At 72.8% G+C, this 22,950-nt stretch carries 19 protein-coding genes; 8 read left to right on the plus strand and 11 right to left on the minus strand.

Annotated features, from left to right (window positions below):
• Nucleotides 1–140: 140 nt before the first annotated feature.
• Nucleotides 141–3,326: a cytochrome P450 gene (locus tag AB0C46_RS07550; RefSeq protein ID WP_362826487.1), complete on the minus strand. Its 3,186-nt coding sequence runs from the start codon at nt 3,324–3,326 to the stop codon at nt 141–143.
• 105 nt (nt 3,327–3,431) lie between these two features.
• On the opposite strand from AB0C46_RS07550, the gene AB0C46_RS07555 reads away from it, so the two are divergent.
• The 4 genes from AB0C46_RS07555 (at nt 3,432) to AB0C46_RS07570 (ending at nt 6,615) form a co-directional block, all read left to right on the plus strand.
• Nucleotides 3,432–4,142, plus strand: a complete 711-nt coding sequence (locus AB0C46_RS07555; RefSeq protein ID WP_362826489.1) for a PAS domain-containing protein — start codon at nt 3,432–3,434, stop codon at nt 4,140–4,142.
• Nucleotides 4,143–4,226: 84 nt separating this feature from the next.
• Nucleotides 4,227–4,688 (plus strand): universal stress protein, encoded by a 462-nt coding sequence (locus tag AB0C46_RS07560; protein ID WP_362826491.1) that lies wholly within the window; start codon nt 4,227–4,229, stop codon nt 4,686–4,688.
• Nucleotides 4,689–4,822: 134 nt separating this feature from the next.
• On the plus strand, nt 4,823–5,038 hold the full coding sequence (locus tag AB0C46_RS07565; protein WP_362826493.1) for a dodecin: 216 nt from the start codon (nt 4,823–4,825) through the stop codon (nt 5,036–5,038).
• A 119-nt stretch (nt 5,039–5,157) separates the two neighbouring features.
• Entirely contained in the window at nt 5,158–6,615 is a 1,458-nt protein-coding gene (locus AB0C46_RS07570) for an amino acid permease (RefSeq protein WP_362826495.1), read from the plus strand.
• Nucleotides 6,616–6,688: 73 nt separating this feature from the next.
• Here AB0C46_RS07570 and AB0C46_RS07575 read toward each other — a convergent pair whose 3' ends face one another.
• Both AB0C46_RS07575 and AB0C46_RS07580 read right to left on the minus strand, forming a co-directional pair.
• Complete coding sequence (locus AB0C46_RS07575) at nt 6,689–7,165, minus strand: hypothetical protein (protein ID WP_362826497.1); 477 nt, start codon at nt 7,163–7,165, stop codon at nt 6,689–6,691.
• 248 nt (nt 7,166–7,413) lie between these two features.
• Nucleotides 7,414–8,415, minus strand: a complete 1,002-nt coding sequence (locus AB0C46_RS07580; protein ID WP_362826498.1) for a transcriptional regulator — start codon at nt 8,413–8,415, stop codon at nt 7,414–7,416.
• 98 nt (nt 8,416–8,513) lie between these two features.
• Here AB0C46_RS07580 and AB0C46_RS07585 point away from each other — a divergent pair, with 98 nt between their 5' ends.
• The 3 genes from AB0C46_RS07585 (at nt 8,514) to AB0C46_RS07595 (ending at nt 13,386) form a co-directional block, all read left to right on the plus strand.
• The gene (locus AB0C46_RS07585; protein ID WP_362826500.1) at nt 8,514–9,788 is read left to right on the plus strand and encodes an MFS transporter; all 1,275 of its coding nucleotides are present in this window, start codon (nt 8,514–8,516) and stop codon (nt 9,786–9,788) included.
• A 161-nt stretch (nt 9,789–9,949) separates the two neighbouring features.
• Nucleotides 9,950–10,687 carry a class I SAM-dependent methyltransferase gene (locus tag AB0C46_RS07590; RefSeq protein WP_362826502.1) on the plus strand — a complete coding sequence of 246 codons (738 nt, stop codon included), beginning with the start codon at nt 9,950–9,952 and terminating at the stop codon, nt 10,685–10,687.
• Between the two features lie 314 nt (nt 10,688–11,001).
• Nucleotides 11,002–13,386 carry a GH92 family glycosyl hydrolase gene (locus AB0C46_RS07595; protein ID WP_362826504.1) on the plus strand — a complete coding sequence of 795 codons (2,385 nt, stop codon included), beginning with the start codon at nt 11,002–11,004 and terminating at the stop codon, nt 13,384–13,386.
• Here AB0C46_RS07595 and AB0C46_RS07600 read toward each other — a convergent pair.
• The gene (locus AB0C46_RS07600) at nt 13,351–13,989 is read right to left on the minus strand and encodes a LysE family transporter (protein ID WP_362826506.1); all 639 of its coding nucleotides are present in this window, start codon (nt 13,987–13,989) and stop codon (nt 13,351–13,353) included. The genes AB0C46_RS07595 and AB0C46_RS07600 overlap by 36 nt on opposite strands.
• Before the next feature lie 112 nt (nt 13,990–14,101).
• Between AB0C46_RS07600 and AB0C46_RS07605 the strand changes: the two genes are divergently transcribed.
• Nucleotides 14,102–15,064 carry a LysR family transcriptional regulator gene (locus AB0C46_RS07605; RefSeq protein WP_362826508.1) on the plus strand — a complete coding sequence of 321 codons (963 nt, stop codon included), beginning with the start codon at nt 14,102–14,104 and terminating at the stop codon, nt 15,062–15,064.
• Nucleotides 15,065–15,082: 18 nt separating this feature from the next.
• On the opposite strand, the gene AB0C46_RS07610 is transcribed toward AB0C46_RS07605, so the two are convergent.
• The 7 genes from AB0C46_RS07610 to AB0C46_RS07640 all read right to left on the minus strand — a co-directional run bounded on the left by AB0C46_RS07610 (nt 15,083) and on the right by AB0C46_RS07640 (nt 22,913).
• Nucleotides 15,083–15,295 carry an EF-hand domain-containing protein gene (locus tag AB0C46_RS07610; protein WP_362826510.1) on the minus strand — a complete coding sequence of 71 codons (213 nt, stop codon included), beginning with the start codon at nt 15,293–15,295 and terminating at the stop codon, nt 15,083–15,085.
• Nucleotides 15,296–15,377: 82 nt separating this feature from the next.
• Nucleotides 15,378–17,831 carry an excinuclease ABC subunit UvrA gene (gene uvrA, locus AB0C46_RS07615; RefSeq protein ID WP_362826511.1) on the minus strand — a complete coding sequence of 818 codons (2,454 nt, stop codon included), beginning with the start codon at nt 17,829–17,831 and terminating at the stop codon, nt 15,378–15,380.
• Nucleotides 17,832–17,895: 64 nt separating this feature from the next.
• Nucleotides 17,896–19,305 carry an FAD-dependent oxidoreductase gene (locus tag AB0C46_RS07620; RefSeq protein WP_362826513.1) on the minus strand — a complete coding sequence of 470 codons (1,410 nt, stop codon included), beginning with the start codon at nt 19,303–19,305 and terminating at the stop codon, nt 17,896–17,898.
• Entirely contained in the window at nt 19,302–19,496 is a 195-nt protein-coding gene (locus AB0C46_RS07625) for a ferredoxin (RefSeq protein WP_362826515.1), read from the minus strand. The genes AB0C46_RS07620 and AB0C46_RS07625 overlap by 4 nt, the downstream gene beginning before the upstream one ends.
• Before the next feature lie 80 nt (nt 19,497–19,576).
• Entirely contained in the window at nt 19,577–20,797 is a 1,221-nt protein-coding gene (locus AB0C46_RS07630) for a cytochrome P450 (RefSeq protein ID WP_362826516.1), read from the minus strand.
• A gap of 207 nt (nt 20,798–21,004) precedes the next feature.
• Nucleotides 21,005–21,622, minus strand: coding sequence for a TetR-like C-terminal domain-containing protein (locus AB0C46_RS07635; protein ID WP_362826517.1), 618 nt, complete (start codon nt 21,620–21,622; stop codon nt 21,005–21,007).
• Nucleotides 21,623–21,743: 121 nt separating this feature from the next.
• Nucleotides 21,744–22,913, minus strand: coding sequence for a CapA family protein (locus tag AB0C46_RS07640; RefSeq protein ID WP_362826519.1), 1,170 nt, complete (start codon nt 22,911–22,913; stop codon nt 21,744–21,746).
• Nucleotides 22,914–22,950 lie beyond the last annotated feature (37 nt).

The following is a 22,950-nucleotide window of genomic DNA, read 5'->3' on the forward strand; positions in this document are numbered from 1 at the left end:
CCACCTTGGCGCCGGCGGGCCGGAAGATCCAGCCCGCGTTTCCCCCCAACCCCGAACCCGCCCCCGCCCCTTCGGGGGAGGGGGCGGGGGAAGCGCCGCTCGGCGGAGGAGGCGCCACCCGGTGGGCGCCGGAACAGGGCTCAGCCCGCCGCGTACACATCCTCGATGTAGCGGCCGGAGGCGGTCAGTTCGCGCAGCCAGGCCTCGGACTCCTGTGGCGAGGCGCCGGTGCGGGCACCGTGCAGCTCGCGGAAGGCGGCCCGTACACCGGGCGCCATCCGGCTGCCGTCCCCGCAGACGTACACCCGTGCGCCGGCCTGCAGCAGCTCCCACACCTCGGCGGCCTCGGCGGCGATCCGGTGCTGGACGAAGCGGTGGCCGTTCTCGGGGCGCTCGCTGAAGACGGGGCGTACGGAGACGACACCGGCGGCCTCAGCCGCGGCGAACTCCGCAGCGTGCAGGAAGTCGGCGGTGGGGTCGTCACAGCCGAAGTAGAGCCGGGCGGGGGACCGCCGGCCCGCGGCGACACGGTCGGCGACGGCGCCGCGGAACGGCGCGAGGCCGGTGCCCGCCGCGACCAGGATGACGGGAGTGTCATCGGCCGCGTCGAGGCGGAAGGCCTCACGGCAGGGCTGGACGCGGGCCAGCACGGTGTCGCCGGGCCGCACGCCGTGCAGATAGGCCGAGCCGGTGCCGCCGGGCAGCAGCGAGACCATCAGATCGGCGTGCCGGGCGTCGGTGGCGGGCGAGGACGACAGCGAGTAGTGCCGGGTGCGCAGCGGCGGCAGCAGTTCCAGGAGCACCGGCCAGGGCAGGGCACCGCGCAGCGCCGGGTGCTCCTCGATCAGTTCGATCAGGGTGCGCGGGTCGTCCGCGGCGAGGCTCTCCAGGGCGTGACGTTCGGGCGGGCAGGGGTTGTGGGCGGCCAGCACGCCGGCCTGTTCGGGCGTCGGCCGCATACCCAGCTCAAGGTGGTGGGTGAGCAGTTGCCGCACCGTCAGGGGCCGGTCGACCGGCAGGGTGTCGCGCCCGGCGCGGCGGCCGGAGTGCAGCGCGAGGACGGTGTCCGGGTCGGCGCCCAGGGCGCGGGCGGCCCGCTCGACGGCGGCCGGGGCGTTGGCCGGCAGCACCGCGAGGTGGTCGGCCGTGCGGTACCCGACGCCGTCCGGCAGGGCGACGCGCAGGAAGCGCTTGGGCCGCGGCCAGCCCTCGGCGGTGAGGTTGTAGGCCTCGGTGACGGTCATCGGGACGAGGTCGTGGCGGGCGGCGAGCGCGTCCAGCGGGCCGCCGGTGATCTCGGTGACGGTGTAGCCGGTGTCCTCCGCCGCCGGTTCGCCGGCGCCGACGGTCGCCGGGTCGCCGTACCGCGTCAGCAGTTCGGTGCGCAGCGCCGCGGTGAACTCCTTGACGGTGCCGCTGAGGTCGCCGGAGGCGTCGGCCTCGGCGCGCGGCAGCAGCCGGTGGGCGCCGAGTGCGTCGAGCCGGTCGTCGATGAGGGTCGGTATGTGCTGGTAGGTGGCGGCCCAGTTGCGGTCGCCGACGCCGAGGACGGCGAACGGCAGGTCCGCGGCGGCGCCGTCCTGCGCGGTGTTCAGCCACTCGATGAAGGCGGCCGCGTCGTCGGTGGGCTGGCCGTTGTAGGAAGCCGCGATGATGACGACCGGCCGGTCGGCGGGCAGCGTGCCGGCGTAGGCGTCCAGCGGTGCCACATCGGTGGTGAAGCCGAGTCCGGTGGTCTCGTCGGCGAGCCGCTCGGCGAACTCGCGGCAGGTGCCGTAGTTGCTGCCGTGCAACAGCAGCAGACCGGTGCCCTGGGGGACGCGGGTCGGCAGTCCCTCGTCGGTGGCCGCGTCGTCCCCGGTGCCCTCGGCGCTGCCGGGGAGCACGGCCAGCGCGGCGCGGACCGCGGCCCGGTCGGCGGGCGTCCGGGCGGCCAGGGTGAAGGTGAAGCCGTCGGGCTTGAGGGTCAGCGTCTCCTTGATGTGCAGCCGGTAGTCGCGGTGGTCGATCAGGCGGTAGCGGTGCACGAGGAGGGCGAGCAGCATGGTCGCTTCGTGCAGCGCGAACTGCCGCCCGATGCAGGCGCGTTCACCGGTCCCGAAGGGCTTGTACGCATGCGGTGAGCGGGCCGCCTCGGCCTCCGGGCTGAAGCGGGAGGGGTCGAACAGCTCGGGGTTGTCGCCCCAGGCGGGGTCGCGGTGCAGCATCGGGGTGAGCACCGTGACCAGCTCCCCCGCCTTCACCGGGTAGCGGCCGCCGAGCAGGGTGTCCTCATGGGCCTGCCGGGTGAACGCGGCGGCGGTGGGCCACAGCCGCAGCGCCTCGTTGAGGACCTGGCGGGTGAACGGCAGCCGCCCGATGTCCTCGAACGAGGGGTCGGGGTCGGCCTGGTCGCCCCACAGCTCGTCGGCCTCGCGCTGGACCATGCGCAGCGCGAGCGGGCCCTTGAGCAGGTGGTAGAGGGCGAAGGAGAGCGCGCCCGAGGTGGTCTCGTGGCCGGCGATCAGGAAGGTGATGACCTGGTTGCGGATGTTGGCGAGGTCGAGGGTGGGCCCCTCGCCCGCCGCGCCGTCCTGCCCCCGGGCGCCGAGCATCAGGCCCAGCAGATCGTCGTCGCCGCTCTCGCCGCTCGCCGTGCGGGCCGCGATGACCTCGTCGACGACCGACGCGAGATAGTCGGCGTCGGCCTGGAAGGCCGCGTCCGCCGTGGAGTGGTCGGCGTCGGGGTCACGGGAGAACTTCGTCATGCTCCATTCGAGGCAGCGCACCATGGCCTCGACGAACGGATGCGGGGTGTCGCCGCGGGAGAACGACTCGAAGTCGAAGCCGAAGCCGGCCAGTCCGATGGTGTCCAGCGTCATCCGGGTCATGTCCTCGGCGACCTGGACGGGCGTGCCGTCGGCCACCCGGCGGTCCCAGGAGGCCATGACCCGGCGGGCGACCTTGAGCATCGCCGGGTGGTAGGTGCGCATCGAGCCGAGCGCGAAGGCCGGCATCAGGACCTCATGGGCCTTGGCCCAGTTCGGCTCGTCGTTGTAGGCGGTGAACAGACCGTCACCGGCGAACTCTCTGACGTTTTCCAGGACGACCGACACACCCTTGCTGAAGCGGGATTCGTCGGCGACCTCGGTGACCAGATCGAGCGAGGAGAGAAACAGCGTCTCGCGGTCGCCGAACTTGCGCTTGAAGACCGGGCCGTGGATCCGGGCGAGATCCATGGACTGCTGGATGGGCGTGTGGGTGAGCCCGGCCTCCGTGAGGTCGGCCACCGGAATGCCGTCATCGGCGGCGCGTTCGTCGCTGTGGAGCGCGATGGTGTCGGTCATGTCTCCAGCGTGAGGGCCCCCACGTGCAGGTCACGCCCGGACAACTGCATGATTGTGCAGTGGTTTTTCGCTGCTCGCTCTTGCGCGCGGACCGGAGAAGGAGCAATGGACAACGGGACAGCCGACGGGGCGTCGGACGGGGACTCGGCGCACACGGACGATGCACCCTGCGTGAACGGATATGCCGAGGACCCGGCCGGGCCGTACGCGGGCGGCCCCTGGCGCAACTACTTCCTGATTCTGCTGGACCGTATCCCCACGCCGATCGCGGTGTGCCGGGCCCATGGCGAGGTGCTGATCGCCAATCCGGCGATGGCCGCCCAGTGGGGCGCGGCACCGGGACAGTTGCGCGGCCGCAATCTGCTGGACCTCTTCGAGCCCCGCGCGAAGGCACAGCTCGACCGGCTCGGCGAGGCCCTGCGGCTGGGGCGCCGGTCGCGCTATCCGGTCGAGGTGCGCTGGCGGTCCGGCTCCGACGGCAGCGTCCGGGAAGGGGAGCTGACGATCGATCCGGTGGGCGATCCTTCGGTGCATCCGCCCGCGCTGCTGGCGCTGCTGCGGGTCAGCGAGCCCGCTCCACCACCGGCGCCGGGCGGCTCGGCGAGCCCGGTGGAGGCGCGCATCCTGGCGCTGGCCGCGGGCGGCGCGACCACGGCGTCGATCGGTACGGCGCTCGGGCTGACGGTCGACGGGGTGAACTACCACCTCACCCGGCTGGCCCGCCGCTGGCGGGTGCAGGGCCGTACGGCGCTGGTCGCCAGGGCGTATGTGCTGGGCGTCCTGTCGGCGGACAGCTGGCCGCCGGCCCCCGCCTGACCGGGCCGGGCCGGGCCGGCGGGCCCGGGACGGCGGCGCGGCCCGGGAGCCCGGCAGCACGCGTGTGCGGATAACCTCCCTGGTGTGGAGGAGAACGCAGCCGCGCAGTTCGAGCGCGGAACGGACGGCCCGAAGGTCATCGTCGTCGGTATCGACGGCTCCGACTCGTCGTGGCGCGCCGCCGCCTATGCGGCGGGACTGGCCCGGCGCCAGGCCTCGAAGCTCGTCCTGGTCTATGTCCAGCCGGTGCTGCCGGCCGGTGCGGCGATGGGGGCTCCGGTCGTGGACGCCACGAACGAGGTGGCCGAGGAGCTGATGGCCGAGATCCGCCGGGCGACCGAGCGGCTGCAGGGGATATACCAGGTGCGCTGGGAGTTCCACACCCTGCGGGGCGATCCGTACAACGGCATGGTGCAGATGGCCGATGACCTGAAGGCCGACGCGGTGGTGGTCGGCGCCTCGGAGTCGGCCGGGCACCGCATCATGGGCTCGGTCGCGGTGCGGCTGGTCAAGGCCGGACGCTGGCCGGTCACCGTCGTCCCGTAGGGCCTCTCTGCCCCTGATCCGCCGGCCAGGGCCCTGGGCGCCGGACCGCCCGCCGCTCCGCTGGTGGGGCACGCCGCCCTGAGGCACGGTGGAAAGTGGACGGGCGGAGCGCCGCCCCGGCGAGGGAGACCACCGTGACCGACCGCACGTATCGCGTGACCGAGATCGTCGGTACGTCCCAGGAAAGCATGGACGCCGCGGTCAAGAATGGCATCAAGCGCGCCTCGGAGACCCTGCGCAATCTCGACTGGTTCGAGATCACCCAGGTCCGCGGGCATATCGTCGACGGCCGGATCGACCATTACCAGGTCGGACTGAAGGTCGGATTCCGGCTGGAGGACGCCGATTGAACACCCCTCCCGTGTACGTATCCCGGCGAGTCCCAGCTGTACTAGGGAGTCGCCTTCCTTAGTCGCCCCCGAGGGTCCATGATGATCCGCCGTCGGACCACGACGGAGCGTACGGAGGGATGACGATGGGGCTGCGTGCGGGACAGGGCGTATTGCGCCGTAAACCGATCGAACACATTCAAGAGGCGGAAGGCACCGCGAGCCAGCAGCTCACCCGGGTGCTCGGCCTGTGGCAGCTGACCGCCATCGGCGTCGGCGGCATCATCGGCGCGGGCATCTTCACACTGGCCGGCACCGTCGCGAACGAGAAGGCCGGGCCGGCGGTGCTGATCTCGTTTCTCGTCGCGGGTATCGCGAGCGCCGCGGCCGCGTTTTCCTACGCCGAATTCGCCGGGCTGATCCCGAAGGCGGGATCGGCCTACACCTATGGGTACGCGGTCCTCGGTGAGGTGGCGGGCTGGTTCATCGGCTGGGATCTGCTGCTGGAGTACACCGCGATCGTGGCGGTGGTCGCGATCGGGATCTCCGGCTATTTCGGCTTTCTGCTCGGCGAAATGGGCGTCGATCTGCCCGCCTGGATGATGGGCGCGCCGGGAACGGGAACGGGACACCGGGTGGATCTGTTCGCCGCGGTGCTCTGTCTGCTGATCGCCTATCTGCTGACCCTGGGCATCAAGAACGCCGCGCGTTTCGAGACGATCGTGGTGGGCCTGAAAGTCCTGGTGGTCATCGTGGTGATCGCGGTCGGCTTCTTCCACCTCAACACCGCGAACTACACACCGTTCTTCCCGTTCGGGGTGAGTGGCGCTTTCACCGGCGCGGCCACCGTCTTCTTCGCGGTCTTCGGCTATGACGCCATGAGTACCGCGGCGGAGGAATCCAAGGACGCCCAGCGCCATATGCCGAAGGCGATCATGTATTCGCTGGCGATCTCGATGGTGCTGTATGTCCTCGCCTGCCTGGTGCTGACGGGTATGCAGAACTACAAGGACATCGACCCGGAGAGCGGTTTCTCGTCGGCGTTCAAATCGGTGGGCCTGAGCAGCCTCGCTGATGTCATCGCGGTCGGCGCGATCATCGGCATTCTGACCGTCATGTTCACCTTCATGCTCGGTGTGACCCGGGTGTGGTTCTCGATGAGCCGTGACGGTCTGCTGCCGAAGTGGTTCGCCAAGACCAGCCCCAAGCACCATGTGCCGACCCGGGTGACCTGGATCGTCGGCTTCGCCTCCGCGGCCATCGCGGGATTCCTGCCGATCGGTGAGGCCGCCGAGCTCACCAACATCGGCATCCTGCTCGCGTTCGTGGTGGTCTGCATCGCGGTGATCGTGCTCCGCTACAAACGTCCCGACCTGCCGCGGACGTTCCGTACGCCGGGGATGCCGGTGGTGCCGGCGATCGGGGTGTGCTTCTCCATCTGGCTGATCACGTTCCTGGCGTGGCAGACCTGGGTCCGGTTCGCGGTGTGGTTCCTGCTCGGCATGGTCATCTACTTCGCCTACTCCTACCGCCGCTCGAACCTGGCGCGGGCGGAACGGGAGGCTTCCAGTGCGGGGGGCGGCCCGGAGCAGCTGTGAGCCGCGCCCGCTGACCGGGCGGTGGTGTACGGCGGGGACCGGCGGGCGAAGGTCTGCCGGTCCCCGCCCGCCCTCAGAAGACGAACGGTCCGGGGGACTGTGCGGAGGTGGCCTTGCAGGTGGCCGTGATGCCCAGCACCACGACCTTCAGGGACGTGGCCTCCAGGCTGTCGCCCGCGGCGACCGTACCGCTGAGCGGTCCGGTGGAGACCTGGCTGCCGGCCGGGATCGCCGGGTTGGCGCTGCCACTGAACTCCGTGGTTCCGGAGCCGTTCTTGGTGAGCGTGAGCGTGGAGGCCACCGAGTTCGCGCCGATGTCTATGGGCGAGGTGATGGCCGAGGTGGAGAGGCTGATGGTCGCGGCCGTGCCGTCCTGGGTCGCGGTGAGCGTCGCCGTGCCGGAGCCGTAGGCGCCGCAGTCGAAGGAGAGGGTGGCGGTGCCGGGGGTCACCGCGGGGGCGGCCGGTGCCATCGCGAGGGTGCCCGCGGTGGCGACGGCGACGCCGAGTGCCGTACCGAAGCCGAGCTTGCCCGGTCTGAGGTGCTTCATGGGGGTACCGCCTTCGTGAGGGGGTGCAGGTCCATGACACCGGCCGTCGAGGCGTACGTGAGGGAACGACAGGCAGCCACCCGGGGGCCGCGGTCGGACCCCGTGCCGACCCACCGTCCAGATCTGACGGATGGTCAGCGACCTGAATCGCTGACCATTGAGGCATGCGCTCCTGAAGAGAGCAAGGCAGAACCCTCATGATTTTCGGGGCGCCCGGCCCGCATGACGACCCGGCCGGCGCACCCTCCTCATCCGTCACACTGCGCCGCCACCAAGGCCTCGCCGGCCTCCGTCCGGAAATAGAGCACGGACCGTCCGGCCCGGCGGCGGCCGGCGAGCCGGGCTTCGAGCAGCACCTTGAGGTGACGGCCCACCGACCCCAGGCCCTGGCCGGTCAGCGCCACCAGCTGGGTGGTGCTCCGGGGAGTGCCGAGGAGGACGAGGACGCCCGCCCGCGCGGGGCCCAGCAAGGCGCCCAGCGCCTCGGGCACCGCCGCCCGGCCGGTCTCGGTCAGCAGCCCCGAACACGGATACACCACGGCGGACCGCTGTCCGCCCGGGGCCGGATGGACGTCCCACGAGACCCAGCTCTGGCGTGGTGTGACGGGGACGAACAGCAGCTGCGCCCCGGCGAGTTCCCGCGGCGGGTGGTCGTCCGCCGTGATCTGCAGCCGGTTCGCTCCGAGCCACCGCATACCGGGGCGCATCCCGGCCAGCGCCGCGGCCCAGCCGCCCCGGCTCAACTGCGCGCTGCGGGTGAGGACATCGGCCTCCAGGACCCGCCGGCGTCGCGGCCAGTACGGCAGCACCGCTTCCTGCCACACCCATTCCAGGAGACCGGCGGTGCGCTCGGGCAGGTCGTCGGCGCGGCGCAGCGGACCGGGCAGCGTCCGGCCTCCCAGGGAAACGGCCAGATCGGCGCGGGCGGTGGCGGGGGAGGTCGCGCGGACGGGCGCCAGCTCCTCGGCGAAGGACGGCAGTTCCGCTATCGGGCCAGGGGCCGGTGTGGGGGTCAGGAAGGTCGCGTTCCAGCGGGGTCCGAGAGCGGCCCGGACCAGCGCGGCGGTGACCGGGTCACCGGCCAGCCGCCGGCGGTGGGCGGGCAGATGACGTGCGAGCCAGGCCTGCTCCCCCGGGTGCGCAGCCGTGCCCCGGTGCAGGGTCTTCAGCGCGGCGATCGTCTCGGCCAGCGGGGAGATCACGAAGCGGCTTCCGGCGAGGGTGTCCGCGCTCACTTCCCACCAGCCCATCCGCCCTCCCCGCTTCCCCGCCCATCGCCGTGCGCCGTGGTTTCGCCGGCCCGCGAAACAGTAACGCCCCGCCCGGGCAGCCCCCGAGACTCCGGCCCATGCACACCTACCGACAGCTCTTCCGTACACCGGAGTTCACCCCCTTCTTCCTGACCTCCGCCCTGCAGGTGGGGGCGCAGACGATGAGCGGACTCGCCCTTGGCTCCCAGGTCTTCGCCGCGACCGGCTCCCCGCTGCTCTCCGCCCTCGCCATGTTCGGCCCGGCCCTCGCCCAGGTCATCGGCGCGGCGACCCTGCTGTCGGCGGCCGACCGGATCCCGCCGCGCGCCGCACTGACCGGACTGGCCCTGCTCCTCGGCCTGGGCACCGCCGTCCAGGCCCTCCCGGGGCTGCCCGTGTGGGCCGTCTTCGCCGTCCTCCTGGCACTCGGGCCGGTCTCGTCACTGGGCGGTGGAGTGCGCTACGGGCTGCTGCACGAGATCCTGGCGCGCGAGGGGTATCTGCTGGGCCGCTCGGTGCTCAACATGTCCGCCGGTCTGCTGCAGATCTGCGGGTTCGCGGCCGGCGGTGTCCTCGTGACCGTCCTGTCGGCGCGTGGCACTCTGCTCGCCGGTGCCGCGCTGTACGCCGCCGCCGCGGTCGTCGCCCGGTGGGGTCTCGGCCGGCGGCCACCGCGCGCCGCGGGCCGGCCGTCGGTCGCCGACACCTGGCGCAACAATGCCCGCCTGTGGTCCGCCGCGCCCCGCCGCACCGTCTACCTCGCCCTCTGGGTGCCCAACGGGCTGATCGTCGGCTGTGAGTCCCTCTATGTGCCCTACGCGCCCCGGCACGCGGGTCTCCTCTTCGCCTGCGGCGCCCTCGGCATGCTCACCGGGGACATCCTGATCGGCAGATGTCTCCCCCGGCGGTGGCGGCCACGGCTCTCCGTCCCGCTGTGTCTGCTGCTCGCCGTGCCGTATCTGCTGTTCGCCGTACGCCCGGATCTCCCCCTCGCGGTGGTCGCCGTGCTGCTCGCCACCGTCGGCTATGCGGCGAACCTCCCGCTGCAGGAGCGTCTGATGTCGCTGACCCCGGACGAACTGAGCGGACACGCCCTGGGGTTGCACTCCTCCGGCATGCTGACCCTGCAAGGCGTGGGCGCCGCGCTGGCGGGCGCCGTCGCCGAACGCACCTCGCCCACGACCGCGATGGCGGCGATGGCGGCCCTGTCGGTCGTGGTCACGGTTGCCCTGGCACCCGGACTGCGCCCGGTGGTACCGGAACGGCAGCCGGCGCAGGACGGCGACGGCACCACAACCTGCCGGGAATTGGCCGGGAAACCCGGTCCGGCGCAGCGGGAACTGCCCCCTTCACGGCCTTCGGCAGGGGCGTGAGCGGCACCCCGACCCGGGTCGCAGGTGGCACCCTTCGCCCCCTCGCCGCAGCCCCGCACGCAGCCGGCGGCAGCCGGTGGCAGCAGCCCAACATCCCACCTGATCTGGGCTTTTGCCCCCGCCGACCCTACGATCGCCGCAACGGAAAAGGGGGAACCCGGATGGACCGGAACATCCGCACCATGGACGACGTACTCAGGCTCCTGGACGGCCTGTTCGCACCGGAGGCCGACCGCTGGACGAGCGGGGCGGCCGCGTGGTGGGACGGCTTCTACGCGGACCGCGGCAGGCCGGTGCCGTTCTTCGTGGCGAAGCCGGACGAGAACCTGGTCTCGCACCTCGAACGCGGGCTGATCACCCCGGGCCGGGCCCTCGACCTGGGCTGCGGGCCGGGCCGCAACGCGCTCCATCTGGCCTCGCTGGGCTTCGAGGTGGACGCCGTCGACCTCTCCCCGGCGGCCGTCGCCTGGGCCGAGGACCGCGCAAGGGAGGCAGGAGCCGAGATCGGCTTCCACTGCGGTGACGCCTTCGCCCTCACCGGCACCGCACTCGGCGGCCCCTACGATCTGATCCACGACTCCGGCTGCTTCCACCATCTGCCACCGCATCGCCGCGTCAGCTACCGCGCCCTCCTCGACCGGGTGCTGGCCCCCGGGGGCCATCTCGCCCTCACCTGCTTCGCGGCCGGCGAGATGGGCTCCGAACTCCCCGACGGCGACTTCTACCGCCAGTCCGGCCTCCACGGCGGCCTCGCCTACACCCCGGAGTCGCTGCGCTGGATCTTCTCCGACCTGACGGAGGTCGAACTGCGCCGCATGCACGACGAACCGCCGGAGTCCCCGTACTTCGGCGAACCCTTCCTCTGGACGGCCCTGTTCCGCCGCGACGCCCGGCCATGACCGCCACGGGACGCGGCCGGGGCGGTGCCCGACACCGCCGGGCCGGGGACAAACCGGCTGCGCCCGCCGCCCGCTGAGCCTTTCGCCGGGTTGCGCTCCTTCTGCCCGTCTCGCCCCGTTCGCTCCCGCGAGGGTGCGCCCGGCCCCTCGACGGGGGCCGGGCGCGCCGGAGTTACTGCCGCGACACCTCTTGACGCACTCTTGGCCGCCACCAAGAATGAGCGCGCTCTGACAACGTTGTCGAACGCGCGGGCCGTGCTCGTCCCCCGGCCCGGCCGGCTGTCCGGCGACCCAACCTCCGGAGGTCCGGATCCATGCCATGGCTCAGTCGTACCCGGCTGCGCACCGCGGGCGCGGTGCTGGCGGCCGCGCTCATCGGGAGCGCGCTCGCGGTCCCCACCGCGCAGGCCGAGCCGCCCGGCGGCCCGCTCACCGACCTGGTCAACCCGTTCATCGGCAGTCAGAACGACGGCAACACCTACCCGGGCGCCGCCGTCCCGTTCGGCATGGTGCAGCTCTCCCCCGATACCGGGCACTTCGCCGGCTACAGCTACGACGACGACCGCATCCGCGGCTTCAGTGCGGTGCACCTCTCGGGCGTGGGCTGCGGACTCGGCGGTGATCTGCCGGTGCTGCCCACCACGGGCGACATCACCGAGACCGACTATGCGAAGTACGCGGCCGGCTACCGCCACGACGACGAGTCGGCCCGGCCCGGCTACTACCGCGTCGGCCTGACGTCCTACGGCGGGATCACCGCCGAGCTCACCGCGACCGCGCGCACCGGGAAGCAGCGCTACACCTTCCCGGCCACCGACAAGGCCAATGTCCTGCTCAACACGGGTCAGTCGCTGCACAAGACGGTCTCGACGCGGGTCGAGGTGCTGGATTCGCGCACCATCCGCACCGCCATCACGGGCCGCGGTTTCTGCCAGGACACCCGGCCGTACACCGTCTACACGATCACCCGCTTCGACCGGCCGTTCACGTCGTACGGGACCTGGGACGGCGACAAGGTGACGGCCGGGTCCAAGGGGTCCACCGCCGCCGGCCGGCACGGCGCCTACGCGCGCTTCGACACCCGCACGGACCATACCGTCGAGGCGACCACCGCCCTCAGCTATGTGGACGCGGCGGGCGCGGCCCGCAATCTGCGTGCCGAGGGCGGCAGTTCCTTCGACCGTACGAAGACGGCGGCCGGTGCCGCCTGGGAGCGGCAACTGGGGCTGGTGCAGGCCCGGGGCGGCGACCGGACGCTGCGCCGGACGTTCTACTCCTCGCTCTACCGGTCCTTCCTCGCGCCGAACATCGGCAGTGACGTGGACGGGCGCTACACCGGATGGGACCAGAGGGCGCACCGCGCCAAGGGCTTCACGTACTACCAGAACTGGTCGTTGTGGGACACCTATCGCACCCAGGCACAGCTGCTGGCGCTGCTGGCGCCGGGCGAGTCCCGCGATATGGCGCTGTCGGTGCTGCGGATCGACAAGGAGAGCGGCTGGCTGCCCAAGTGGGGCTACGGAACGGTCGAGACGAACATCATGACCGGCGATCCGGTCACCCCGTTCCTCACCAACGCCTATCAGCAGGGGCTGTTGCGCGGCCATGAGGAGGAGGCGTACGCGGCGCTGAAGAAGAACGCCGACGGAGTACCGCCGGACGGCTCGCCGGCCGTCGGCCGGGAGGCCAACGCGCCCTACCTGAAGGACGGCTTCGCCCCGTACATCAAGGGCCGCCCGCACACCAAGCCCGGCGACTCCGACTTCGACCACGGCGCCTCGGCGACCCTCGAATACGCCCTGTCGGATGCGATGCTGGCCCAGATGGCGCGCGATCTGGGGCACGGCAAGGACGCCGACCGGTATGCGGCCCGCGCCCAGAACTACCGCAAGATCTTTGACAGTTCGACCGGCTTCTTCCGGGCCCGCGACGCACAGGGCGCCTTCACCGGGCCCGCCGACCCGGCCAAGAGCGAGGGCTTCCACGAGGGCACGTCCTGGCAGTACCAGTGGCTGGTGCCGCAGGATCTGCCGGGCATGCTGCGGCTGATCGGCGGCAAGGACAAGGCCGATGAGCGCCTCGACGCGTTCTTCGCCTACCAGAAGCTGCTGAAGGACCCGGAGAAGACGGCCCGCGAGGTGTGGGTCAACGGCCCCTACGACTACTACAACGCGGACAAGTACAACCCGCAGAACGAGCCGGATCTGATCGCGCCGTACACCTACCTCTCCACCGGCCGCCCCTGGAAGACGACGGATGTGGTGCATGCGGCGCTGACCCTGTTCACCGACGCCCCCACCGGTATGACCGGGAACGACGATCTGGGGACGATGTCGGCGTGGATGGTGCTCTCCTCGATCGGGGTGTTCCCGGTACAGCCAGGCACCGACAGATGGGGGCTGAGCACACCGGTCTTCGAGCGGGTGGATCTGACGCTGGACCGGCGCTACTACCCGTCCGGGCACTTCAGCGTCACGGCGCCCGGCACCTCCACCGGTCACCGCTATGTGCAGTCGGTCCGGCTCGACGGCGCCGGTCACGACCGGACCTACCTCACCACCGACGACCTGCGCTCGGGGCGCGAACTGGCCTTCACCGTGGGCACGGAGCCGTCCGGCTGGGGCACCGGCGACCATGCCGCACCGCCGCCGGTGGGCACCGGCTCAGCCGCGCAGCAGCAGGCCGGCCGCAAGCGCTGAGATCACCACGGCGGAGAGCAGCGCGGTGACGACCTGCCCCCGTGGGCCGGTCAGTGTCCTGCCCAGCACGGCTCCCCCCGCGGCCAGGAACAGCTGCCAGCTCACGGAGGCGGTGATCACGGCCGCCACGAAGGCGGCGGGGCCGGCGGCACCGGCCCCCGGGGTCCCCACACCACCGGCCAGCACCAGCGCGGAGAAATAGAGGACCGCCCAGGGGTTGATCAACGTCAGCCCCAGGAAGGCGAGATAGGCCCGGCCGGGGCGTCCCAGGACGTCCCGTGCCGGGCCCTCCTGCGTGCCGCGCCGGCGCAGGGCCCGTACGGCGGTCCGGACCGCCATGCCGAGCAGGATGACGGCGGCGAGCGAGCGCAGCGGGCCCGCGGCCGGGGCGAGGGCGCGGGAGAGCGCGGCGCCGCCGGCCACCGCGGCCAGTGCGTAGAGGCCGTCGGCGGTCGCCACTCCGAGCGCCGCCGAGGCACCGACCCGGAACGAGGTCCGGGCGGTCACACTCACCAGCAGCACGGCCAGCGCACCGACCGGAACGGCCAGGGCATAGCCCGCCCACAGGCCCGGCAGAAAGGCATCGGTCAGGATCTCGGTCATGCCGTCCAGCTTCGGGCGGGCTCACGTGGTGGGTCCATCGAAAGTTTCCGCAGGGAACTGTGCGGCATCTCCGCACAGTTGGTGCCGCTCTCACTCCGCTACGCTCCCCCGCATGATCGATCCCCGGCTGCAGACCTTGCGCGTCCTCCATGAGCGGGGCACCGTCACCGCGACCGCCGAGGCCCTGCATCTGACCCCGTCGACGGTCTCCCAGCAGCTGCGGCAGCTGTCGGCCCGGCTCGGGCTGGAACTCCTGGAGCCGGCGGGCCGCACCATACGTCTGACCCCGGCGGCGCTGGCGCTGGTCGAGCACGCCGATGCGCTGTTCGCGCGCTGGGAGGAGGCCCGTGCGGATCTCGCGGGCCATGCGGACGGGGTGGCCGGCCGGCTGCGGATCACCGGGGTGGCGACGGCGATCGCCGGGGTGATCGCGCCGGCGGCGGCGCGGCTGCGCGAGGAACTGCCGCGGCTGGCGGTGGAGATCGGCGAGGACCCGGGTGAGAACCGCTTCGAACTGCTGCTGGCCGGCCGGGCGGATATTGCCGTGGTGATTCCGGCGCCGGGCGGCCCTCCCCCAAGCTCTCGGCTTCGCTCAAGCAGGGAGGTACCCCCACCTGACGATGCGCGCTTCGTCCAGCAGCCGGTGCTGGAGGAGCCGCAGGACCTGCTGGTGCCGGCCGGGCACCGGTTCGCCGGACGGGTGGCGCAGGGGGTGGCGCTGGCGGAGGCGGACACGGAGAGCTGGATCCGCGCCGGCGATCCGGCCGATCAGCATCAGCTGCTGCTGACCGCCTGTGCCACCGCGGGCTTCACCCCGCGGGTGCGCCATCACGCGGTGGACTGGTACGCGGTCGCCGCGCTGGTCGCGCACGGCTTCGGGATCTGTCTGGTGCCGCGGCTGGCGCCGGTGCCGGAGCGGTGTCCGGTCGTACGGGTGCCGCTCCGTGGAGAGCCGCTCCCGGTGCGGCGGTTCCTGGCGGCCGTCCGGCGCGGCAGTGCGCGGCAGCCCCCGATTGCCCGCGGGCTGGCGGCGCTGCGCGCGGCCGCGGGCGAACGGGAGGCGAAGGGGTGCTGAGAGGACGCGGCGGGCGCGTCAGCCCTGCAGCGCCTGCCAGAACTCGTCGAAGGACATCCGGCCGTCGCTGTCGGTGTCCTTGGCCTTGATGACCGCCTCGGCGACCGGGCCGGTGACGTACGGGTCGCCCATCTCGGCCATCGCGTGCTTGAACTCCTCCGGCGTGACCTGGCCGTCGCCGTCCGCGTCGAACCGGTCGAACGCCGCCCTGGCCTTCTCTATGTCTGCCATGAGAGGTGCCCCCTTCGTGGTGCTGCGCAGTGCTGCGCGGTGGTGATGCCTGGTGATCTGACCTGCGTACATTAGCGGACCGTCAAGAGGCGTCCGGCCGCGCCCTCCGCCGGGCCAGATAGGCGGCCGTACGGCTCCCCGGCGCGTCCGCGACCTCGGCCGGGGTGCCCGCCGCCACGATCCGGCCACCCTCCGCTCCGCCGCCGGGACCGAGGTCGATGACATGGTCGGCGCCGGCCACCACCCCCATGTCGTGCTCGACGACCACCACGGTGTGGCCGGCGTCGACCAGGCCGTGGAGCTGGCGCAGCAGCACCTCGGTGTCGGCGGGGTGCAGTCCGGTGGTGGGCTCGTCGAGGAGGTAGAGGGTGTGGCCGCGGCGGGTCCGCTGGAGTTCGGTGGCGAGCTTGATGCGCTGGGCCTCGCCACCGGACAGCTCGGTCGCGGGCTGGCCGAGCCGCAGATAGCCCAGGCCCACGTCCTGGAGGGTGCGCAGACTGCGGGCGGCGGCCGGGATCTCGTCGAGGAAGTCCGCGGCCGTGTCCACGGTCATCGCGAGGACGTCGGCGACGGTGTGGTCCCGGTAGGTGATCTCCAGGGTTTCGGGGTGGTAGCGGGCGCCGTGGCAGGCGGTGCAGGGCGCGTAGGTGCCCGGAAGGAAGAGCAGTTCGACGGCGACGAAGCCCTCGCCCTGGCAGGTCTCGCAGCGGCCGCCGGCGACGTTGAAGGAGAACCGCCCGGCGGTGTAGCCGCGGGCGCGGGCGGCGTCGGTGGCGGCGAAGACCTTGCGTACGGCGTCGAAGAGGCCCGTGTAGGTGGCGAGGTTGGAGCGCGGGGTCCGGCCGATCGGCTTCTGGTCGACGCGCACCAGCCGGTCGATCGCCTCCAGGCCCTCGGCGCCGCCGAGTTGTGCGCGGGCCATCGGCCCGGCCTCGGTCCCGTCCTCGCCCGTATCGGTTGTCCCGTCGCCGAGGTGCTCGCGCACGGCCTCCGCGAGCACCCGGGTGACCAGCGTTGATTTGCCCGATCCCGAGACACCGGTGACGGCGGTGAAGACGCCGAGCGGGAAGGCGGCGTCCAGTCCGCGCAGATTGTGCAGGGTGACACCGCGCAGGGTGAGCGTGCCCGCGGGGCGCCGCACCGTGCGCGCGGCGGGTGGTGCGGTGTCGAAGAGGAACCGGCGGGTGGCGGAGGCGGTGGCGTCCGCGAGCGCGGCGACGGGCCCGCTGTGCAGCACCTGCCCGCCGTGTTCCCCGGCGCGCGGGCCGATGTCCACGATCCAGTCGGCGCGGCGCACCACCTCCATGTCGTGCTCGACGACGAACAGTGAATTGCCCGCTTCCTTGAGCCGGCCGAGCACCGTGAGCAGGGACTCGGTGTCGGCGGGGTGCAGGCCGGCGGATGGCTCGTCCAGGACGTAGACGACGCCGAAGAGGCCGGAGCGCAGCTGGGTGGCCAGCCGCAGCCGCTGGAGTTCACCGGCGGACAGGGTGGGCGAGGGGCGGTCCATGCTCAGATAGCCCAGCCCGAGTTCGGTGAGCACCTCGATCCGCGCCACCAGGTCGCGGGCCAGCGTCGGGGCCACCTCGTCCTCCGCCCGTGCGGCGGTGGGGCGCAGCAGGGCGGCGAGGGCGCCGATCGGCATCCCGGCGAGGGTGGCGATGTCATGGCCCTCGAAGGTCACGGCCAGCGCCTCGGGGCGCAGCCGCCGCCCGGCGCACACCGGGCAGGGCTCGGCGACCATGAACCCCTGGACGCGCTTGCGCAGGGTCTCGCTCTTGGAGTCGGCGAAGGTGTGCAGCACATAGCGCTTGGCGCTCATGTACTGGCCCTTGTAGGGGCGTTGGATCCGGCCCACGTCGCGCACGGGGTGGACGGTGACGACGGGCTGTTCGTCGGTGAACAGGATCCACTCGCGCTCGGCCCGCGGCAGCTCGCGCCAGGGCCGGTCGATGTCATGGCCGAGGGCCGCGAGGATGTCGCGGAGGTTCTTGCCCTGCCAGGCGCCGGGCCAGGCGGCGACGGCCCCGTCCCGGACGGAGAGCGCCGGGTCGGGGACGAGGGACTCCTCGGTCACGCGGTGGACGGTGCCCAGGCCGTGGCACTCCGGGCAGGCGCCGGCCGCGGTGTTGGGCGAGAAGGCATCGGAATCGAGCCGTTCCGCCGCGTCCTCCGGGTAGTCGCCGGCGCGGGAGAAGAGCATCCGCAGGGTGTTGGAGAGGGTGGTGACGGTGCCGACCGAGGAGCGGGAGGTGGGTGCGGAGCGCCGCTGTTCCAGGGCGACGGCGGGCGGCAGTCCGGTGATGTCCTCGACCTTGGGCGCGCCGACCTGGTGGATCAGCCGTCGGGCGTAGGGGGCCACCGACTCGAAGTAGCGGCGTTGCGCCTCGGCGTAGAGGGTGCCGAAGGCGAGGGAGGACTTGCCCGATCCGGACACCCCGGTGAACGCGACCAGCGCGTCCCTCGGGATGTCCACATCGATGCTGCGGAGGTTGTGCTCACGGGCGCCGCGCACCCGTACGTACGAGTCAGCCATCCCTCCATGATCAGGCACCGCCCGCCGTGGTCGGGCACCGCCGGGGCGGGGACCTTGTGGTGTCTCAGCCGGCGGCCGTGGCGGCGCCGATCCGCTCGCGCGCCTCCGCCCAGGGCAGCGGGGTGGCGACGACCGCGCGCAGCGCCCGGAGCAGGCGGGGCGGGAGTCCGGCCGCCAGGACTCCCACGGCGTGCCCGTCCCGCCCATAGAGCGCGAGGACGCGCCGCTCCGCCCGGTCCAGGACGGTGGCCTCGACCCGGTCGGCGCCCGCGGTCAGCCCGTACGCCTGGAGCTTGAGGTCGTACTGGTCGGACCAGAAGTACGGCACGGGGGCGAACGGGCGGCGTGCCGGGGCGGGGGCGGCCTCCCCGGCCGTGGTGGCGGGGTCCGTCGCGGCCAGTTCGGCCAGGAGGTTGCGGGCGGCGGCCATGCCCTGTTCGGTGGCGTTCATCCGGTGCTCGAAGCGCAGTGGCCGGCCGTGGACCGGATGGTCCCAGCGGGCCACATCGCCCGCGGCGTAGATGCCGGGGGCGGCGGCGCAGTACGCATCGCAGCGCAGTCCGTCGGTGGTGTCCAGGGCCGGGTCGGCCAGCCACTCGACGGCGGGCCGGGAGCCGATGGCCAGCAGCACGAGGTCGGCGGGCAGCCGGCTGCTTCCCCCTCCCCCGGCGACTACGTCCCCACTGCCGGGGGGACCCCCGTTGGCCAGCCGTACGGCGGTGACGTGCGGGTCACCGGTACCGGTCGGGTCGGGCATCGTCTCGAAGCCGTCCACCGCCCCGGTGCGCAGCCGTACGCCCCGGGCGCGGTGCTCCTCGGCGAGCAGCTCGCCGACCTCGGTGCCGACGGCGGCGGCCATCGGGGTCGCCTCGATGCCGACGAGGGTGACCTCGTGCCCCAACTCCCGTGCCACCGCGGCGGCTTCGCAGCCCAGTACGCCGTTTCCGACGATCACCACACGCCGGCCGCCTCCCCCGGCGGCTACGCCCCCACTGCCGGGGGGACCCCCATTGGCCAGCCGGCCGCGCAGCGCCAGTGCCTCGTCGAGGGTGCGCAGCGTGTGGACCCCGGCGATCCGGTCGGCGCCGGGCAGGGTTCGGGCCGCGACACCGGTCGCGATGATCACGCCGGCGCACCCCAGCTTCTCCTGCTCCCGGCCCTGCTCCAGCGGGTGGCCCCCCGCACCGCCGTCGAGGGTGAGCGTGCGGGTGGCCACATCGAGGCCGGTCGCCCGGGTGCCGAGCCGCAGATCGAGGCCGAGCGGGGCGAGCTGGTCCTCGGTGCGCAGCAGCAGCCGGTCCGGCTCCCAGGCGCCGTGCAGCAGCTGCTTGGACAACGGCGGCCGGTCGTAGGGAAGATGGGGCTCGTCACCGATGAGGGTGAGCGGGCCGCGCCAGCCGGCGCGGCGCAGCGCCTCGGCCGCGGCGAGGCCGGCCGCGGAGGCGCCGACGACGGCGATCGGCCGGGCGGTCATGCGTGCCCCTCGATCACGGCGGCCGGGCAGATGGCGGCCGCCTCACGGACCGCCTCGTGCTGCGCGGCGGGCGGTTCGGCGTCGAGCAGCACCACCACGCCGTCCTCGTCGCGCTGGTCGAAAACCTCGGGGGCGATCAGCACGCACTGGCCGGCGGCGCAGCACTTGTCGGCATCAAGGGTGATCTTCATGGCAGAAGGCTCCATGGGAGTGGCGGTGGGGTGAAGAGGGAATCCGGCCGTGGTCGAGCCGCGCGGCGGCGGTGCCGGTGTCACCAGGTGACGGGCAGGGCGTGGCAGCCGTAGATCGCCATATCGGTGCGGAAGGGGATCTCGTCGAGGGGCACCGCGGGCCGCATCGCGGGGAAGCGGCGCAGCAAGGTGCCGAGCACCACCTGGAGTTCGACCCGGGCCAGCGCCTGGCCCAGGCACTGGTGGATGCCGTAGCCGAAGGCCACATGGTGCTGGGCGTTGGGGCGGCGCACATCGAGGCGGTCGGCGTCGGGGAAGACGCGCTCGTCGCGGTTGGCGGACGGCACGGCCACGACGACGCCCTCGCCGGCGCGGACGAGGTGGCCGTCGATCTCGATATCAGCGGTGGCGACGCGGCGCGGTCCGTTGCGGATGATGCTGTGGAAACGCAGCAGCTCCTCGACGGCGCCACGGATCAGGCCGGGCTCCCGGCGCAGCCGCTCGGCGGTCTCCGCCTCGCGCATCAGGGTCAGTGCGCTCAGGCCGATCATGTTGGCGGTGGTCTCGTGCCCGGCGATCAGGAGCAGCCCGGCGAACGCGGCCACCTCGTCGTGGGTGAGCTCACCGGTCCGCCGCTGCTCGACGATCAGCCGCCCGAGGATGTCGTCCCCCGGGTCCGCCTCCTTGGCGGTGACCAACCGGTCGAGGTAGTCGCGCAGTTCGAGGCGGGCGGCCTCCCGCGCGCCCTCGGGGACGGTGCGGGAGAGCAGGGTGCCGGTGAGCCGCTGGAAGACGTCGTGGTCGTCGTACGGGACGCCCAGCAGCAGGCTGATCACCAGTGACGGGACCGGCAGCGCCACCGCCTCGACGAGGTCCACTCCGCCGTGCGCACCCCGCTCGGCGCGCTCCATCCGGTCGCAGAGTTCCTCCGTGATCCGCTGGATCTCCGGGCGCAGCGCCTCGACCCGCTTGACCATGAACTCCCGGGTGACCATCCGGCGCAGCCGGGTGTGCTCGGGCGGGTCCCGGCGGATGAAACCGCGGTTCTCGGTGTTGCCGCCGCCGGTCATGCCGCTGAGCGGGTAGCCGTGGACGGTGGTGTCGGAGCTGAAGCGGGTGTCGCCGAGGATCGTCCGGATATCGCTGTAGCGGGTGGCCAGCCAGGCCCAACTTCCGTCCGGGAGTGCGACCTTGGAGAGCGGCTGCTCGGTGCGCAGGGTGCCGAATGCGGCGGGAGGGTCGAAGGGGCAGCCGCTCGGGGGCTCTACGGGCAGCGGTGCCGGGGCGGTGGAAAGTGTCATCTCGCTCATCTCGCTTGGTGCGCGCACACCGGCAGGGGCGTGCGCCATGAGCCGAACGTTCACCTAACACCCGTAAACTTACATGTACAGTGCACACATGAAGGTGCCGGGGGGGGTGGTGTGCGTGACGGTGTCTCAGGGAGACGGCTCGGAGCGCCGCGGGACGGCCGGTGCGGCACAGGCGGATCGGAGCGCCGAAAGCGCAGCTCAGCGCTCCAGCAGCAGCTGCAGCATTTCGTCCACGAACCGGTCCAGCCGGCCGGTGTCCTTGCGGCTCGGCATGACCTGCCAGAGCGTGACCCGGCCGTGCACTGCCGACCACAGCACATACGGCGCCTCGGACCGCGAGCCGCGCACCCGCCATCCGGCGTCCTCACAGGCCGTCAGCGCCTGCTGCCAGCTGCGGACCAGCAGCCCGGCCGGGTGCCCGGCGAGCCGCTCGGGATCGACCGGGGTCTGCCGGGTCTCGTAGAGCAGGCGGTAGGTGGCGGGGTGTGCGACGGCATAGCGGCAGTAGGCGCGCAGCTGGGCGCGCAACCGCGCCACCGGGTCGTCCGCCGCCTTCGCGGCGGCCCCGGCCATCGCCTCCGCGAGCCGCTCGTAGCTGACTTCGAGGGTCGCCCAGACCAGCTCGGTCTTGTCGGAGAAGTGCCGGTAGATGCTCGGCGCGGCCACACCGGCCGCGCGGGCCACCGCCCGCAGCGACAGCGCGTCCTCGCTGCCGACCTCCTCCAGGAGCCGCTCGGTGGCCCGCAGGAGTTCCTCCCGCAGACGCTCGCCCTGTCCACGCGGATTACGGGCCCGGACGGCCGCTCGCTCGCTCACTGCCCTCCGGTTCCTTCCCTGACCTGGCCGACGGGGTGCTGCGCCAGGGTTTCACACCGGGGCCGGTACGGCGTACGCGAGGACGGCACGGGGCCGCAGGGGACGGCGTGTTGGCGACGGGTCACCGGCCGAGCGTCAGCCCGTCGGCCACGGCGCCCCGGCTCAGCACCGCCTTGCCGAGCTGCTTGCGGATCCGGTCGTGCCCGCCGGCCCCGGCGAGCGCGCGCACCCGTACCCGCGCCCCCTGCTCGACGAACTGCGGGAGGTACTCGGCCGTGGTGACCCGCCAGCGCTCACCGGCGCGGTGCGGCGGGGCGAACCGGAACCGGGCGAGGCCGCCCCAGTAGCCGTGCGGCTTCTCCCTGACGCCGGAGATCCGGCCCCCGAGGCCGTAGACGACCCAGGTGCCGTTGACCTTCTCGAACGGCTGCGGGGTGTGCGCACGGGTGCCGACGATCAGATCGATGTCGGGCCGGCCGTCGGTCTCGGAGGCGGTGAGCGCACGGGCCAGCCCGACCTGCTGTGCGTCGGGGGCGGTTCGGTACTCCGTGCCCCAGTACGGACTGACGACCACCACATCGGCGCCGGCCCGGCGGGCCGCCCGGGCATCCTTGATGATCCGCTTCTCGTCGAGCAGGTTCACCGTCCACGGTGCGTACGCCGGGCGCCGCCCGCCCCCGGTGCCGTAGGTGTACGCGAGCTGGGCGACCCGTGCGCCGCCCGGGGCCCGCAGCAGCGCCGGACGGGCGCCCTCCGCGGCGTCACGAGCCGAGCCGGCATGGCGCAGCCCGACGGTGTCCAGGGCCTCCAGGGTGCGCTGCACACCCGGCACACCGCGGTCGAGGGCGTGCGGGGAGGCGGTGGCACAGGAGTCGTAGCCGGTCGCCTTCAGCGCGGTGGCGAGCTGCGGCGGCGCCTGCAGGACGGGGTAGCCGGTGAAGGGGCCGCTCAGCGGTCCGAGCGGCGCGTCCAGATGACACAGCGCCAGATCCGCGGCGGAGACGACCGGTCGCACGCCCTTGAGCATCGGCCGGTAGTCGTACCCGCCGTGCGGGGCGTCGCGCCGGGCCGTGGCGAGGACCCCGGGGTGGGCGGGGAGGACGTCCCCGGCGGCGACCACGGCGAAGGGCAACCGGCCGGCGGCCCCGGTGACGGGGGCGCCCCCATGGGCCCGTGACGTGGGTTCCGGGGTGGGCCGCGGGGCCGGCCGTGGGACGGAGTGCGGGCTGGTGCAGCCCACGGCCAGCGCGGCGAGCAGGGCGGCTGCTGCATACCGTGTGTACGCGCTCATACCCGACAGATATCAGCAGGGACATGACCGGAAATGC

Origin of the sequence: Streptomyces sp. NPDC048637 (assembly GCF_040650675.1) — a bacterium.
Taxonomy (GTDB): Bacteria; Actinomycetota; Actinomycetes; order Streptomycetales; family Streptomycetaceae; genus Streptomyces.

Coding starts and splice junctions, on each gene's coding strand:
- AB0C46_RS07595 (WP_362826504.1), top strand. CDS start 11,002: ATGCCATGGCTCAGTCGTACCCGGCTGCGCACCGCGGGCGCGGTGCTG.
- AB0C46_RS07550 (WP_362826487.1), bottom strand. CDS start 3,326: ATGACCGACACCATCGCGCTCCACAGCGACGAACGCGCCGCCGATGAC.
- AB0C46_RS07585 (WP_362826500.1), top strand. CDS start 8,514: ATGCACACCTACCGACAGCTCTTCCGTACACCGGAGTTCACCCCCTTC.
- AB0C46_RS07630 (WP_362826516.1), bottom strand. CDS start 20,797: ATGACACTTTCCACCGCCCCGGCACCGCTGCCCGTAGAGCCCCCGAGC.
- AB0C46_RS07590 (WP_362826502.1), top strand. CDS start 9,950: ATGGACCGGAACATCCGCACCATGGACGACGTACTCAGGCTCCTGGAC.
- AB0C46_RS07605 (WP_362826508.1), top strand. CDS start 14,102: ATGATCGATCCCCGGCTGCAGACCTTGCGCGTCCTCCATGAGCGGGGC.
- AB0C46_RS07620 (WP_362826513.1), bottom strand. CDS start 19,305: ATGACCGCCCGGCCGATCGCCGTCGTCGGCGCCTCCGCGGCCGGCCTC.
- AB0C46_RS07610 (WP_362826510.1), bottom strand. CDS start 15,295: ATGGCAGACATAGAGAAGGCCAGGGCGGCGTTCGACCGGTTCGACGCG.
- AB0C46_RS07625 (WP_362826515.1), bottom strand. CDS start 19,496: ATGAAGATCACCCTTGATGCCGACAAGTGCTGCGCCGCCGGCCAGTGC.
- uvrA (WP_362826511.1), bottom strand. CDS start 17,831: ATGGCTGACTCGTACGTACGGGTGCGCGGCGCCCGTGAGCACAACCTC.
- AB0C46_RS07600 (WP_362826506.1), bottom strand. CDS start 13,989: ATGACCGAGATCCTGACCGATGCCTTTCTGCCGGGCCTGTGGGCGGGC.
- AB0C46_RS07555 (WP_362826489.1), top strand. CDS start 3,432: ATGGACAACGGGACAGCCGACGGGGCGTCGGACGGGGACTCGGCGCAC.
- AB0C46_RS07570 (WP_362826495.1), top strand. CDS start 5,158: ATGACGATGGGGCTGCGTGCGGGACAGGGCGTATTGCGCCGTAAACCG.
- AB0C46_RS07640 (WP_362826519.1), bottom strand. CDS start 22,913: ATGAGCGCGTACACACGGTATGCAGCAGCCGCCCTGCTCGCCGCGCTG.
- AB0C46_RS07580 (WP_362826498.1), bottom strand. CDS start 8,415: ATGGGCTGGTGGGAAGTGAGCGCGGACACCCTCGCCGGAAGCCGCTTC.
- AB0C46_RS07575 (WP_362826497.1), bottom strand. CDS start 7,165: ATGAAGCACCTCAGACCGGGCAAGCTCGGCTTCGGTACGGCACTCGGC.